This window comes from Actinomadura sp. NPDC023710 (genome assembly GCF_040639875.1).
Classification (GTDB): domain Bacteria; phylum Actinomycetota; class Actinomycetes; order Streptosporangiales; family Streptosporangiaceae; genus Spirillospora; species Spirillospora citrea.
Genome location: NZ_JBFAGB010000006.1, coordinates 158,821 through 172,751, shown reverse-complemented (window position 1 = coordinate 172,751; position 13,931 = coordinate 158,821). Strand labels below are relative to the sequence as shown.

The window sequence follows — 13,931 nt, the reverse complement described above, 5'->3', positions numbered from 1 at the left end:
CGAAGGTACCTACAGGCCAAGGGCGGTTCAGGATTGAGTCATGGGTGACGAGATCATCGATGCGATGGAAGGTGAGTGGCGATGGCACTCTCCGAGCACAAGACCCACGTGGGGCGGGACACCCTGATCCGGGTGGTGACCCCCCGGCCGCTGACCGAGTCGCACGCCGCCCGTTATGCCTGGGCCGCAGCGCGCTTCGCGCTCGGCTGGGTCTTCCTGTGGGCTTTCCTGGACAAGACCTTCGGACTGGGCCACGAGACCCCCGCAGCCAAGGCGTGGATCGACGGCGGCAGCCCCACCGAGGGGTTCCTGGCGCACTCGCCCGCCGGGCCGTTCGCCGACCTCTACCACGACATCGCGGGAGCGGGCTGGGCCGACTGGCTGTTCATGATCGGTCTGGGCGGCATCGGCGCCGCCCTCATCCTGGGCGTGGGCATGCGGATCGCCGCCGCGGCGGGGGCCGCCCTGCTGCTGATGATGTGGTCGGCGGTCCTGCCCCCGGAGAACAACCCCTTCATGGACGACCACCTGGTCTACGCCATCCTGATCGTCGGACTGGCCCTGGTCAGCGCAGGCGACACCCTGGGCCTCGGCCGCTGGTGGGGCGGGACCCGCCTGGTCAAGCGCCTCCCCTTCCTCAAGTGACCTGATCCGCGAGACGAGGGGCGCTCCCTGCGAGCGCCCCTCGTACGCATGTCCCCGTCCTGGCGGCCGGACGGGGGTCATGCGGCAGGGCGGGTCATGCGGCAGGGCGGGTCAGGCAGGACGCGATGCCGGAGAACGGTCCGGCGGACCCGCGCCGCGGATGGCGGCGAGGGCCTGGTCGACGGCGCGGGGGAGGGCCCCGCCGGTGTCGACGGCGGCCGCCCCGGGCCAGGGCGCGGAGTCCGCGCGCATGGCGGCGGCGATGCCCGCGTCGGCGTCTGAGGGGCCCCGGGGACGGGTCCGCATCCGCTCGGCGCAGAGGGACTCCGGTGCCTCGCAGCGCAGCGCCGTCAGGTGCGCGTGCCCCTGCTCGGCGACGGCGGCGAGGAGCTCCCGGTCGGCCGCGGAGGTCCAGGAGGCGTCCAGGACGACCGTCTCGCCCAACTGGACCAGCCGGGCGGCGCGCGCGGCCATCTCACGGTAGGTGCGCCGGTCCCATTCCGGCGTGTAGATGCCGGAGCCGTAGGGCGCGGCCGCCGGGTCGGCGGGCGCCAGCCCGGCGAGCTCCTTGCGGATCCGGTCGCTGCTGAGCACCGTGCAGCCGAGCCGGTCGGCCAGCGCACCGGCCAGGGAGGTCTTCCCGGTGCCCGGGAGCCCGCCCACCATGATCAGGCCGACGCGGCCGGCGCGCAGATGGCGCAGCGCGACGTCGGCGTAGGCGCGGGCATCGGCTGCCGCGTCCGGCGCGCCCTGGTCGTGGCGCAGGCACGCCACCTTGGCGCGGACGAAGGCGCGGTAGGCCACGTAGTGGTGGCGGAGCGAGGACGGGGCCGGGTCGGCGGCGTACTCGGCGTACCAGCCGAGGAAGCGTTCGGCGTGCTCGGGGGCGCCCAGGCGTTCGAGGTCCATCGCCAGGAACGCGGCGTCGTCCAGACCGTCCAGAAAGCGGAGCCGGTCGTCGAACTCCAGGCAGTCGAGGATCCGGGGGCCGTCGTCCAGGCAGAAGACGTCGCCGGCCAGCAGGTCGCCGTGCCCGTCGACCACGCGGCCGTCGGCGATGCGCGCGTCGAACAGGGGCTTACGGCCGGCGAGGAACTCGTCCGCGAGGTCCTCGGTCTCGGCGGCGGCCCCGGCGTCCAGGACGGCGCCCTGGAAGGGCCGGGCCTGCTCGAAGCTGTCGTGCCAGCGGCCCCGGACGGCGTCGCGGGTCTCCTCGGCCGCGATGCGGGGGCCGCGCGGCGCCCTGGCATGCCAGGCGGCCAGGATCCGGGCCGTGTCGCGCAGCGCGTCCCGCACCGGCGCGCCGGCCCTGACCAGGGTGGACAGGCGCCGCTCGGCGGGCATCCGCCGCATCACGACCAGGTGGTCGCAGGCGCCGCCGTCGGGCCCGTGCACGTCGGCGACGCCGAGATAGACGTCGGGGGCGAACCGCCGGTTCAGCCGGACCTCCTCGTGGCACGCGCGCTCGCGCAGCTCACGGGTGCTGAAGTCCAGGAACCCCAGGTCCACCGGCTTCTTCAGCTTGTAGGCGCGGTCTCCGGCGAAGAAGACCATGCCGATGTGGGTCTCGGCGACGGCGGCGTCCTCCATAGGCCTCATGCCCTCGGGCAGGGGGCGGGGCCGGTGTCCTCGGAGACCGTCACGACGCGCCGGGTCACGACGTCCCCGACTGCGCGTCGTTTCATGACTTCCCTCCCGGGTTCGCCGCGGGGCCTCAGAGGTTCTCGCCGGCGGTGGCCCCCTGGTCCGCGCAGATCACGACCTCGCACCGCGCCCGCTCCCGCACGACAGGGACGGTGTCGCCGCCGAGCGGGTTGCCGTGCTCGGAGTGCGCCCGGGCGCCGACCACAAGCAGCTCGGCACGCGCGGCCGCTTCGGCCAGCACTACGCCCGGCTCCCCGTGCAGGACGCGCAGCCGGGTGGTCAGGTGCCGGGAGCGTGGGATCAGGCGGGCTACCAGGCGGCGCAGCCGCAGCCACTCCCGGATCGCGTGGAACGGGCGCCGGGCCGGGGCGTCGCCGGGCTCCATGATGCGGACCACGTCCAGGCGCGCGTGGCGTTCGGACGCCTCGCGGGCGGCCCGGCGCAACGCGGCCATGGAGTTGGGGGAACCGTCCACTCCGACGACGACGGAACGTTGTTCGGGCACGACCCACATCAGCGACCTCCTCAGTCACCCCCACCTTCCCGCCCGGGACGTTCCGCGGGTCAGTGCCGAGCGTCCCCCCGAACCGGGACTTTCGGCCCGATCCGGGCACCGCTCGGTGCGGCGAGATCATCCGGTGGCTCCCGGATGTAGGACGGCCTGCGCGGCGACGAAGGTCGCGACGGCGAAGACCAGGTAGGCGAACCAGCGCCGCAGCCGGTCGGCGTCCAGGCGCCGGGCGAGGCGGGCGGCGGCGAGCGAACCGGCGACGGCGGCCAGGGTGAACGCCGCGATGACGCCGTAGTCCAGCGTCGCGTCCCCGGCGTGCGCGGCGAAGCCGGCGATCGAGTTGACCACCACGATGACCAGGGAGGTGCCGACCGCGGCGGCCATCGGCAGGCCGAGCCCGACGACCAGGGCCGGGATGATGAGGAAGCCGCCGCCGACGCCGAACAGACCGGTCAGCACGCCGACGGCCGCACCCGCGCCGATCGACTTGGGCAGGCAGGAGCGCCAGTCGACGCCGCCGCCGGGAAGGGCGCACGCCCCGCCCAGCCGGTCGCCTCCGGCCAGCATCCGCCAGCCGGCCGCCACCATGAGCGCGGCGAAGCCGAGCAGGACGGCCTGGTCGGGCAGGAGGCGGTTCAGGGCGGCGCCGCCGAAGGCGGCCACCGCTCCGGCCGCGCCGAAGACGCCGGCGATCCGCCAGCGCACCTGCCCGGCGTGGACGCGGGGCAGTGCGGCCGTGGCGGAGGAGATGCCCACGACCAGCAGGGACGCCGGAACCGCCGAGGCCAGCGGCAGGCCCGCCCCGTAGACGAGGGCGGGGACGGCGAGGATGGAGCCGCCGCCGCCGAGCAGCCCCAGCAGGATGCCGATGAGGGCACCGAGGACGAGCGCGATCAGCATGTCCTCATCTCCCTGGCGGACATGGACTTCGGGTCATGCGCGGTCCGGGGCCAGGGCGCTCAGGACGGCGTCCATGTCGCACTTCGGCCCGCGGTTGTAGGGGAGCTTGGACAGGGCCATCCCCATGGCGCAGGTGTTGGACAGGGCGGCGAAGGTGAGGCCCCCGCCGATGCCCGCGGCGAGCCACTTGGCGCGCGGGACGGTCGTGCTGGCCAGGACCGAGCCGAGCACGATCGAGCCGGCGACCAGGCGGACCTGGCGTTCCAGGTCCCAGCGGGAGCGTCCCGCGGCGACCGGCTGGCCCGCGGCCTGCCAGGCGCCGATGCCGCCGTGCAGGACGCGCAGGCCGGGGAGGCCCGCGGTCGCCAGCGCCTGCGAGGCCTGGCCGGCCCGCTGCCCGGAGCGGCAGACGAGCACCACCTGCTCGTCGAGGTGGGCGCGCAGTTCGGCGCGGTGCTCGCGCAGCAGGTCGAGAGGCACGTTGTAGGAGCCTCGGATGTGGCCGGTCTCGAACTCGCCCGGCGTCCGGACGTCGATGAGCCGCGGCCGGTCATCTGAGTCCAGGAGTTCGCGCAGGGCGGGGACGTCGACGGTGGGCGAGGTGGTCACGAGGTCTTCTCCCGCGTGTCGTGGTGATGGGGGATCGGTGCTGGTCGGTGCTGGTCAGTAGTCGGTGATGGTGAGGCCCGCGGGCGCGGCTTCGGAGTAGGCGTCGTCGATGTGCACGGTCCGGCGACCGGCCCGCTGGAGCAGGCTGGTGGCGGCGGCGGCCCGGTAGCCGGAGCCGCAGTGCACCCAGATGGTTCCGTCGGGCAGTTCGTCCAGCCGGGCGGTCAGCTCGGGCAGCGGGATGTGGACGGCGCCCTCGATGTGCCCGTCCCTCCACTCGTTGGTCATGCGCACGTCCAGCACGACGTCCGGCGCGGGCAGGTGCCGGGGGAGGCGGCCGGAGCGGACGGCGGCCAGGTCGGTGAACGTCGCGACGGGCGTCGCCCGCAGCCGGGCGGCGTCGCCGCCGGCCCACTGCTCGGGCTCCCCGGAGGAGGCCGCGGCCGGGCGGTCGATGCCGATGCGCGCCAGCTCCCGCTGGGCGGCGGCGATCTGCTCGGGGCCGTCGCCGAGCAGGGTGAGGGGCGCGCCCCACGGCGCCAGCCAGCCGAGCCACGTCGACATCGCGCCGTCCAGGCCGAAGCTGAGGGTCCCGGCCAGGTGCCGCTGGGCGAAGGCCTTGCGGGAGCGCAGGTCGACGACCCATTCCCCGGCCGCGATGCGGTCGCGCAGCTCGGCGGGGTCGGCGGTCCGGGCGGGAGTGAGGTCGAGCAGGTCGGCGCCGGCGCTGTTGCGGACCCCCATGTGCGCGTAGTAGGCGGGATAGGCGTCGAGCCCGTCCAGGGTCTGGGTGACGAAGTCGTCGGCCTCCAGCCGCAGCGCCGGGTTGGCCCTCCGCTCCCGGCCGATGGTCGAGGACGCGGCGTCGGACTGGCTCGCCGAGCAGAAGCTTCCGAAGCCGTGCGTGGGCCAGACGTGCGCGCCGTCGGGCAGCTGGTCGGCCAGCCGGCGCGCCGACGCGTGCTGCCGCTCGGCGAGCAGGTGGGCGTGCTCGGAACCGAGGAGGTCGGTGCGGCCGGTGGTGCCGAACAGCAGCGACCCGCCCGTGAAGACCCCTTCCGGTCCGTCGGGACCGGACAGGATGTAGGACACGTGGTGGAAGGTGTGCCCGGGGGTGGCCACGGCGCGGATGCGCAGCGCGTCGGAGAGGGCGACCTCGTCGCCGTCGGACAGCGCGGTCCGCTCGAACTCGACGCCCTCGTCGGACGAGAGCAGGTATGCCGCTCCGGTCGCCCTGGCCAGCGCCAGCCCGCCGGAGACGTAGTCGTTGTGCAGGTGGGTCTCGGCCACGTGCGTGATGCGGACGTCCAGCCGCCCGGCCAGGGCCAGGAAGCGGTCGATGTCGCGCTGCGGGTCGACCACCAGCGCCACCCGCCCGTCGTGGGCGAGGTAGCTGCGGTCGCCCAGGGACGAGGTCTCGACTACCTGGACATCTACCATCTGCGTTCACTCCTTATACCCCGGGGGGTATCCGCCGGTCAGATCGCGGCCATGGTCGTACCCCCTCATCGCCCGATGAGGGGAGGCCGTCCCGCCGCCTTCAGGAAAGGGCGAGGAAGAGTTTCTCCAGGCGCTCGGCGCTGATCGGCGGCTTCTCGCCGCGGTCGGCCGCCGCCTGGCAGTGCCGGAGCCCGGTTGAAATGATCTTGAAGCCGGCCCGGTCGATCGCCTTGGACACCGCCGCCAGCTGGGTCAGCACCCGCTCGCAGTCGTCGGCGTTCTCGATCATCGAGATCACCCCGCCCAGCTGGCCGTGCGCCCGCCGGAGCCGGGTCAGCGCGTCCGCCAGGGCGGTCGCGTCCATCTCCAGATGCTCCTCCACCTTCCACCTCCGGCGCCCAACATACCCCAGGGGGTATCCGCCTGTGCGTGAGGTACCTCACCTGGCCCCGGGACTTCCGGCAGGACCTTCGGCTCTACCTGCGAAGACTCCCGAACTCGAAACTGGGGGCCAAGCGAGGAACCGCCAGCAGAGGAGGTGGCACCGATGAGCGAGATGCTGGTCGTCCACCGGGAGGACGACGCCTTCGCAGTGATCGTCCGCGACCACGTGATCCACGTGGACCAGCCGTACATGGGGGGAGGAATGGACGCCGGGCCGACGCCGGTCGAGTTGTTCGTGGCGTCCCTGGCCGCGTGCACCGCGCACCACGCCCGGCGCTACCTGAAGGCGCGCTGCCTGCCCGCGAACGGGCTGGAGGTCGCCGTCGAGTACGCGATGAGCCCGGAGGGCCCCGCCCGGGTGTCGCACGTGGAGCTGCGCCTGCGGCCTCCCGTCCGGCTGCCCGACCGGGACGTGGGCGGCCTGATGGCGGCCGTCATGGCCTGCACCGTCCACAACTCGATCCTCGACACCCCGCGCATCGGCGTGCGCCTGGAGAGCGAGCTCACGGCCGCCTGAGCGGGGCGCCGGAGGTCCCGTCGCCAAGGGTCGTTCGGCCCTGGGGAGGGGGCGCGACGGGCGGTGCAATGAAGGCGGACCGATGAGGAGTGCGTCATGAGCCACGTGGTCGTCGGATACGACGGAACGAGCGAGAGCGAGCGTGCTCTGCGCTGGGCGGTGGAGGAGGCCCGGCTCCGGCGGGTGCCGCTGACGGTGTGCCATGCCTGGCGGTGGCCGTACCCGGTCGGTCACATCGACCGCGAGGGCGTGACCATCGTCCGCCGGATGGCGGAGCACATGCTCGACCACGGTGTGGCGCTGGCGCATGACCTGGCTCCCGCTCTGAAGGTGCGCAGGCGGCTGGCCACCGGGGGGCCCTCCGGGGCGCTGCTGAACGAGGGGCCGGACGCCGAACTGATCGTCATCGGCTCGCACCCGCCGGAGGAGATGCACGTCGGGTCCACGGCGCTGCGGGTGCCGGCCCGGGCCGACCGCCCCGTGGCGGTCGTGCGCTCGGCCGCCCCCCGCGACGGTCTGGTGGTCGTGGGCGTGGACGGTTCCCCGGGGGCGGACGCCGCGCTGGCGTTCGGATTCGAGGAGGCGGTGCTGCGCGGCTGGCGGCTGCGCGCGGTGTACGGGTGCTGGGAGCCCGGCGCCGTCCCCGATGGCGACCTGTCGCTGTTCGACGATGAGGACAAGCTCCGCCACGTGTGCGGAGCGGTGCTGGAACGGGCGGTCGCGCCCTGGCTGGTCAAGAACCCCTTCGTCCAGGCGACGACGTCGCTGGTGCTCAGATCGCCCCGTGAGGCCCTGCTGGAGGCGGCGGAGGAGGCGACGCTGACGGTGGTGGGCGCGCGAGGCACCGGCGCCGTCAGGCCTCTGACACTCGGCGCGACGAGCGACGCGCTGCTCAAGCACGCGCCCTGCACGGTCACGATCGTGCCGCAGTGGTTCGGCTGACGCCGGGCGGCGAGGAACACCGAAGGTAGGCGAGCCAAGTGAGCATGGTGACCGCGGCCGATCTGGCCGGAGAGGCGTTCTTCGACGGTATGCGGAGCCTGGACCTGACCAGGCTCGCGAAGGCGGCCCGGCACACCGACATCCCCGCGGGACGGCGCATGTTCGCGGAGTCCGCCGCGGCGGAGCGGTTCTGGCTCCTCCTCGACGGGAGCGTGGCCGTCGACCTGCACGTCCCCGAGGGCGGGACGCTCGTCATCGACACCTTCGGGCCCGGATCGGTGGTGGGCTGGTCATGGCTGTTCCGTCCGCACCGCTGGCGGTTCGGCGCGTTCGCGAGCACGCCCGTCCAGGCGATCGAGTTCGACGGCCGGCTGGTCCGGACGCTGAGCGCGGTCGACCCGTCGCTCGGGTACGAGCTGACGCGCCGCTTCGCCGAGCAGGTCGTGGGCCGCCTGGAGGCGACCCAGACCCGGCTCGCCGAGGCCGCCCCCGAAACCCTCGACCGGGCGGTGTGACCCCTCACGCTGTGCGGACGTCCTGCTCGGCGGTGAGCCATGGCGCCACTTCTTCGGGGAGCCGGCGCCGCTTCAGTCGTGGGGGCGGACGACGGCGACGGGGCAGTGGGCGTGGTGGATCACGCCGTGGCCGACCGACCCGAGGGGGAACGACCGGCCCCGGGACCCGACCACGATCAGGTCGGCCTCCGCGGACGCCCGCGCGAGCATCTGGACCGGGTGGCCGACGACCACGTCTTCGACGACCTTGAGGTCGGGGTGCCGCCGCAGGGCCGCGTCCCGTCCGGCGCGCAGCACCGGGTTCCAGGCGTCCACCAGTGACGCGGTGTCGCCGCCCGTGCCGCCGGGCGTGGGCTTCGTGGGGGTCTCCAGGACGTGCAGGATGTGGAGTTCCCCGCCGAGGCGCGCGGCCTCGTCGGCCGCCCAGCCGATGGCGCGGTCGGAGGGGGCGGACCCGTCGGTTCCGACCAGGATCGCCGTTCGTTGCGTGGACATGTGCTTCTCCTGTGGGGGGATCGGGGGATCAGCGCCCGGCGGCGGGCGTCAGCGGTGGGAGCAGGAGCAGTTCGTGCGCCCGCTTTGCCGTCGGCGCCGGTTCGCCGTGGTCGGGGGTGTCCAGGGGAGCGTCCTCCACGGCGGCGGCCAGCAGCCGGGCCGCTTCGGCGAGCGCGGCCACCTGCCGCTCCAGCACCGCGACGCGGTGCTCCAGAGCCAGGGCGGACGAACCATGGGAGATCTGCCTCGCCATCGCGAAGCTCCTTAAGCTCGGCGAGCCGCCCCGGTGGCGGCCACGGTGCCGACTCAAGCGTCGATCGCGCACCCGCTCGATCGTAGGGACCTTCGTCCCCGTTTCGACGGCGACGGTCCTTTCGTCCCGGCCGCGCCCTCACGCCCGATCGCAAGGAAGCAGGGCGATGTCCCCGAAGCCGGGCGTCCACCACGGGCGGCCCCCGGACGTCACGCCGAGCGCCTCGATCCCCGGGCGGGCCTCCGCCCAGGCGCGGGCCGCGCCGCCCATGGCGAAGGCCGCGGTGGCGAGCGCGTCGACCTCGGTGAGGTGGCGCCCGACCAGCGTGACGGAGGCGAGGCCCGCGGCGGGACGACCGGTGCGAGGGTCGAGGATGTGCCGGCCGCGCTCGGCGGTGCCCGAGGTGGCGACGGCGATGTCGCGACCGGACACGACGGCGATGAGCCCGGTCCTGTCGCGGGGGTCGGCGATGCCGATCCGCCAGGGCTCTCCGGGCCCGGCCTCGCCGCGCGCCTGCACGTCGCCGCCGCCGTTCACGCAGTGGTCGTGCGCGCCGGCGTCGTGGAGGATCGTCGAGGCCCGCTCGATGGCCCAGCCCTTGACCACGCCGCTGGGGTCGAGCCGGCCCCCCGGTTCGCAGGTGAACGCGCCGCCGGTGACCCGTTCGAACTCCGCGCCGAGGCGCAGGACCTCGGCGACCTCGGGATCGCATCCGCCGACCCCGACGCGGCCGTCCGCCAGGCGCGTGACCTGGCTGTCGGGGCGGTAGGGGGAGAAGACGCGGTCGACGTGGTGCAGCCAGGCGACGGCCCGCGCGAGGGCCGCGGTGACGGACGGCGAGCGCGGCGTGCGGATGTCGAAGGAGAACACCGTCCCCATCACGTGCTCGACGTGGCGGATCCGCTCAGGCACGGGCACGGTCCAGGGCGCTTTGCAGGGAGGTGATGTATCCCTCGCTGGTGTAGGTGGCGCCGGAGACGGCGTCGATGTGCGCGTCGCCCGCCGCGAGGGCCTCCTCGGTGAGCTGCGGGAGGGCGAAGGACGCGATCTCGCGGTCGCGGCCGTTCTCCGACGGGGAGCGAAGGACACGGACGGCGCTGAGGCGGCCGCCCGACATCGTGATCTCGACCTGGACCGGGCCGTAGCGGGTGTCGACGCTCTGTCCCCGGTAGGTCCCGTCCGCCGGGTTCGCTCCGCCGCTCGTCCCCCTGCTCGTCGCGCCGCCCGCGGTGGGCGGCGGCGTGGCGGAGTCCTCCTGCTGGTGCGGTTTCAACGACAGCAGCAGCACGACCCCCGCGATCGTCGCGCTCGTTGTGAACAGGGCTCGGCGCATGTGGTCCGGTCCTCTCAGAACTCGAAGGATTCGGATCGGACGTGGCGGCGTCGCACGCCGGCCTGCCTGAGCGCGCGCCGGGCGGCGGCCATCATGCCGGGCGGCCCGCACAGGTAGACGTCCCGGTGCCGGATGTCGGGGACGAGGCCGCCCAGCGCACGGCCGTCCAGCGACAGGGAGTAGTGGGACGGCTCGTCGACGAAGTAGTGGGCGCGGGCGCCGCGGAGGCGGGCGATCTCGTCCAGCTCGCCGCGCAGGGCCAGATCTTCGGGCCGGCGGGCGAGATAGACGAGGGTCACGTCGCCGGGCAGGGTCTCGAACAGCGTCCGCAGCGGGGTGATGCCGACGCCGCCGGCGATCAGCAGGGCCCGGTCGTGGTCCGGCCGCGCCCCGGTGAACCCGCCGTAAGGCCCCTCCGCCCAGACCCGCGTCCCGGGGCGGAGCCGGGCCAGCGCCCGGCTGTGGCCCCCGGCGGCCTTGACGGTGATCCGGAGCCGGTGCCCGCGGGGCGGCTCGGACAGCGAGTAGGGGTTGGCCGTCCACCGCAGGCCCGGGGCGAGGAACCTCCAGCGGAAGAACTGGCCCGGTTCGGCGCGCAGTTCGTCCAGGTGGCGGCCGCTCATGTAGACCGAGACGATCCCGGGCGCCTCGGCGTGGACGGCGGTGACACGCAGGCCGTGCCGGATCCCGCGCACGGCGGGCATCAGGAACCGGAACCAGGCGAGGACGACGGCGACGCCGATGTACAGGGTGTACCAGGCCGCCTTCGCCCAGGGCGATCCGGCGAACTGGGCGCCGTTGGCGAGCTGGTGCGAGAACGCCAGGAAGACGGCCAGGTAGGTGGCGAAGTGCAGGTAGTGCCACGTCTCGTAGCGCAGCCGCCGCCGGGCCGCCCTGGCGGAGGTGATCCCGACGCCGAGGAGGAGCAGGAACCCGGCCGTGCCCCTGAGCATCTCGGGGTAGTCGACGACCACCGTCGCCGTCTCGTGGACGATGTCGGTACGGGCCGTCACCGCGTACCCCCAGATGATCAGGAGGGCGTGCGCCAGCACGAGGCAGACGGTGTACCGGCCGCCCATCGCGTGCCAGCGGGCCAGCCGGTCGGTGCCCACGCCCCGTTCGAGCGCCGGCACGCGGGCCATCAGGGCCAGCAGGACGGCGCACCCGTATCCCGCCAGCAGCCCGGTGACGCGCCCCGCCTCCGTCAGCCAGCCGTCCAGGCCGGTGACCGGGCCGGTGCTCCGCCACCACAGCGCCAGCACCGCCACCGCCCCGGCGTGGACCAGCACCTGCGGCCACCCGTGCGGGAGGCGCCACGACGGCCGCCTGACCTGCGGGGACGGCCGCATGATGTCGTACCTGGTCGTCGTCATGGCGGCCACCCTGCCAGCGCAGTTTCTGAGTTCCCTCTGACACCATGGGAGAAGGCGCCTCTCAGAGCCTTTTCAGAGGGAAGGCAGAGGTTGGAGAGGGATGCTGGCCGGACCATGACAAAGGACGAACCCGCGGTCGCGGGCCTGCGGCGGGCCGACGGGACGCCCGTGCGGGTCCTCGTCGTCGACGACGAACCGGACCTGGCGGAGGTGCTGTCGCGCGTGCTGGCCTCGGAGGGCTGGGCGGTGCGGACGGCGGGCGACGGCGCGGGCGCGCTCGCCGCCGCGCGCGACTTCCACCCCGACGCCGTCGTACTGGACGTGATGCTCCCCGACATCGACGGCCTGCAGGTGCTGCGGCGGCTGCGCGCCGACACGCCCGACGTGTGCGTGCTGTTCCTGACCGCCAAGGACGCCGTCGAGGACCGCATCGCCGGCATCACCGCAGGCGGCGACGACTACGTGACCAAGCCGTTCAGCCTGGAGGAGGTCCTGGCGCGGCTGCGGGGGCTGCTGCGCCGGGCGGGCATGGCGCGGCAGGTCGACGCCGGCCGGCTGCTCACCGTCGGCGGCCTGGCCATGGACGAGGACGCCCGGGAGGTGACCCGCGACGGCGAGGTCGTGGAGTTGACGCCCACCGAGTTCGAGCTGCTGCGGTTCCTCCTGCGCAACCCGCGCCGGGTCCTCAGCAAGGCCCAGATCCTCGACCGCGTCTGGGCCTACGACTTCGGTGGCCAGGCCCACGTCGTCGAGCTGTACATCAGCTACCTGCGCAAGAAGATCGACGCGGGCCGGACGCCGATGATCCACACCGTGCGCGGCGTCGGGTACGTGCTGAAACCGGGGCCGGGGGCTTCGTGAGGGGCCCGCGCACGCTGCGGGCCCGGCTCACCGCCGGGCTGCTCGTCCTGCTGGCGCTGAGCTGCCTCGCCGTGGGCATCGCCACCGCGACCGCGCTCGACCGGTTCCTCATGGGGCGGCTGGACGAGCAGCTGACCGCGTCCGGCGGGCGGTTCCCGGCGAGCCTCGAACACGAGCGGCGCCATGACGCCGACGACCGTCCGGACACCCGTGGGCAGGCGCCGGGGACGTTCGGCGCGCGGCTGTTCGGCCGGACGGTGACGCAGGCCGCGGTCGTGCGCGACAGCTCCGACGAGCCCGTGCCGCTCGACGCGGCGGACCGGCGCGCCCTGGCCGCCCTCCCGCCCGATGGCCGGGCGCGCTCGCTCGACCTGTCGGGGCTGGAGGAGTACCGGGTGATGGCGGTCCGCGGCGACGACGGGGACGTCCTGGTCACCGGGCTGCCGCTGCGGCCCGCCGAGGAGACGCTGCACCGCGTCATCCTGGTGGAGGCGATCGTCTTCGCGGCCGTGCTCGCCGCCGCCGGGATCGCGGCGGCGGCCTGGGTCGGACTGGCCCTGCGCCCGTTGCGGCGGGTCGCCGCGACCGCGTCCCGGGTCACCGAGCTGCCGCTGGCCAGCGGGGAGGTGGCGATGCCCGAGCGCGTCCCCGACACCGACCCCGGCACCGAGGTCGGGCAGGTCGGCGCCGCGCTGAACCGGATGCTCGGCCACGTCGAGAACGCGCTGGCCCGCCGGCATGCCGGCGAGGAGCGGCTCCGCCGCTTCGCCGCCGACGCGAGCCACGAGCTGCGCACCCCCGTCGCCGCGATCCGCGGCCACGCCGAACTCGCCCTGCGCACGGCCGAGCCCGTTCCGGCGGGGGTGCGGCACGCGCTGGGGCGCATCGAGGCCGAGTCGGTCCGGATGTCAGAACTCGTCGACGACCTGCTGCTCCTCGCCCGCCTGGACACCGGCCGCCCGTTGGAGACGGGCCCGGTGGACCTGACCCGCATCATCTTGGACGCCACCGCCGACGCCCGCGCCGCCGGCCCCCGGCACCGCTGGGAACTGGTGCTCCCGGAGGAACCGGTGACCGTCACCGGGGACGCCCGGCGCCTCCACCAGCTGGTCGCCAACCTGCTCGCCAACGCGCGCGCCCACACGCCCCCGGGTACCCACGTCACCGTGCGGCTCGCGGTCCGGGAGGACGCCGTGCGGCTCGACGTGGAGGACGACGGTCCCGGCGTCCCGGCCGGCCTGCGCGAGGAGATCTTCCAGCGGTTCGTCCGCGCCGACCAGGGCCGGTCCCGCAGCGCGGGCGGCACGGGACTCGGACTGGCCATCGTCCAGGCGGTGGCCGCCGCCCACGGCGGCCGCGCCGAACTCGTCGAGGGGGAGCACACGCTGTTCCGCGTGACCCTTCCGAACTCGGAGGCCGAAGACCCGCAGATGGGGCCCCAGCGCTGAA

General features: G+C 74.4%; 17 protein-coding genes. 6 read left to right on the top strand and 11 right to left on the bottom strand.

The window, feature by feature from the left end; all coding sequences use genetic code 11:
- The first annotated feature begins 81 nt into the window (after nt 1-81).
- Nucleotides 82-645: a hypothetical protein gene (locus AB0H37_RS09505; RefSeq protein ID WP_360612107.1), complete on the top strand. Its 564-nt coding sequence runs from the start codon at nt 82-84 to the stop codon at nt 643-645.
- Between the two features lie 111 nt (nt 646-756).
- On the opposite strand, the gene AB0H37_RS09500 is transcribed toward AB0H37_RS09505, so the two are convergent.
- The 6 genes from AB0H37_RS09500 to AB0H37_RS09475 all read right to left on the bottom strand — a co-directional run bounded on the left by AB0H37_RS09500 (nt 757) and on the right by AB0H37_RS09475 (nt 6,113).
- Complete coding sequence (locus tag AB0H37_RS09500; RefSeq protein ID WP_360612106.1) at nt 757-2,235, bottom strand: AAA family ATPase; 1,479 nt, start codon at nt 2,233-2,235, stop codon at nt 757-759.
- A 124-nt stretch (nt 2,236-2,359) separates the two neighbouring features.
- Nucleotides 2,360-2,803: a universal stress protein gene (locus AB0H37_RS09495; protein WP_179834118.1), complete on the bottom strand. Its 444-nt coding sequence runs from the start codon at nt 2,801-2,803 to the stop codon at nt 2,360-2,362.
- 117 nt (nt 2,804-2,920) lie between these two features.
- Nucleotides 2,921-3,700, bottom strand: a complete 780-nt coding sequence (locus tag AB0H37_RS09490) for a sulfite exporter TauE/SafE family protein (protein ID WP_360612105.1) — start codon at nt 3,698-3,700, stop codon at nt 2,921-2,923.
- A 33-nt stretch (nt 3,701-3,733) separates the two neighbouring features.
- A complete protein-coding gene (locus AB0H37_RS09485) occupies nt 3,734-4,309 on the bottom strand; it encodes a rhodanese-like domain-containing protein (RefSeq protein WP_360612104.1) in 576 nt (191 codons plus the stop codon).
- A gap of 54 nt (nt 4,310-4,363) precedes the next feature.
- The gene (locus AB0H37_RS09480) at nt 4,364-5,749 is read right to left on the bottom strand and encodes an MBL fold metallo-hydrolase (RefSeq protein WP_360612103.1); all 1,386 of its coding nucleotides are present in this window, start codon (nt 5,747-5,749) and stop codon (nt 4,364-4,366) included.
- A gap of 100 nt (nt 5,750-5,849) precedes the next feature.
- Nucleotides 5,850-6,113 (bottom strand): metal-sensitive transcriptional regulator, encoded by a 264-nt coding sequence (locus AB0H37_RS09475; protein WP_173392307.1) that lies wholly within the window; start codon nt 6,111-6,113, stop codon nt 5,850-5,852.
- Nucleotides 6,114-6,296: 183 nt separating this feature from the next.
- Here AB0H37_RS09475 and AB0H37_RS09470 point away from each other — a divergent pair, with 183 nt between their 5' ends.
- The 3 genes from AB0H37_RS09470 to AB0H37_RS09460 all read left to right on the top strand — a co-directional run bounded on the left by AB0H37_RS09470 (nt 6,297) and on the right by AB0H37_RS09460 (nt 8,167).
- Nucleotides 6,297-6,710, top strand: coding sequence for an OsmC family protein (locus AB0H37_RS09470; RefSeq protein WP_179834122.1), 414 nt, complete (start codon nt 6,297-6,299; stop codon nt 6,708-6,710).
- 96 nt (nt 6,711-6,806) lie between these two features.
- Nucleotides 6,807-7,652, top strand: coding sequence for a universal stress protein (locus tag AB0H37_RS09465; RefSeq protein WP_179834123.1), 846 nt, complete (start codon nt 6,807-6,809; stop codon nt 7,650-7,652).
- A gap of 44 nt (nt 7,653-7,696) precedes the next feature.
- Entirely contained in the window at nt 7,697-8,167 is a 471-nt protein-coding gene (locus AB0H37_RS09460; RefSeq protein ID WP_360612173.1) for a cyclic nucleotide-binding domain-containing protein, read from the top strand.
- A 72-nt stretch (nt 8,168-8,239) separates the two neighbouring features.
- On the opposite strand, the gene AB0H37_RS09455 is transcribed toward AB0H37_RS09460, so the two are convergent.
- From AB0H37_RS09455 to AB0H37_RS09435, 5 genes are all read right to left on the bottom strand, one after another.
- Entirely contained in the window at nt 8,240-8,662 is a 423-nt protein-coding gene (locus AB0H37_RS09455) for a universal stress protein (RefSeq protein WP_360612102.1), read from the bottom strand.
- Nucleotides 8,663-8,690: 28 nt separating this feature from the next.
- Nucleotides 8,691-8,915 carry a hypothetical protein gene (locus AB0H37_RS09450; RefSeq protein ID WP_360612101.1) on the bottom strand — a complete coding sequence of 75 codons (225 nt, stop codon included), beginning with the start codon at nt 8,913-8,915 and terminating at the stop codon, nt 8,691-8,693.
- Between the two features lie 138 nt (nt 8,916-9,053).
- Nucleotides 9,054-9,827: an FAD:protein FMN transferase gene (locus tag AB0H37_RS09445; protein WP_360612100.1), complete on the bottom strand. Its 774-nt coding sequence runs from the start codon at nt 9,825-9,827 to the stop codon at nt 9,054-9,056.
- Nucleotides 9,820-10,248, bottom strand: a complete 429-nt coding sequence (locus AB0H37_RS09440) for an FMN-binding protein (protein WP_360612099.1) — start codon at nt 10,246-10,248, stop codon at nt 9,820-9,822. The genes AB0H37_RS09445 and AB0H37_RS09440 overlap by 8 nt, the downstream gene beginning before the upstream one ends.
- Before the next feature lie 14 nt (nt 10,249-10,262).
- On the bottom strand, nt 10,263-11,621 hold the full coding sequence (locus AB0H37_RS09435; protein ID WP_360612098.1) for a ferric reductase-like transmembrane domain-containing protein: 1,359 nt from the start codon (nt 11,619-11,621) through the stop codon (nt 10,263-10,265).
- Between the two features lie 114 nt (nt 11,622-11,735).
- Here AB0H37_RS09435 and AB0H37_RS09430 point away from each other — a divergent pair, with 114 nt between their 5' ends.
- Together AB0H37_RS09430 and AB0H37_RS09425 are read left to right on the top strand one after the other, a co-directional pair.
- Nucleotides 11,736-12,482 carry a response regulator transcription factor gene (locus AB0H37_RS09430; protein WP_329092586.1) on the top strand — a complete coding sequence of 249 codons (747 nt, stop codon included), beginning with the start codon at nt 11,736-11,738 and terminating at the stop codon, nt 12,480-12,482.
- Entirely contained in the window at nt 12,479-13,930 is a 1,452-nt protein-coding gene (locus tag AB0H37_RS09425) for a HAMP domain-containing sensor histidine kinase (protein ID WP_360612097.1), read from the top strand. The genes AB0H37_RS09430 and AB0H37_RS09425 overlap by 4 nt, the downstream gene beginning before the upstream one ends.
- Nucleotide 13,931 lies beyond the last annotated feature (1 nt).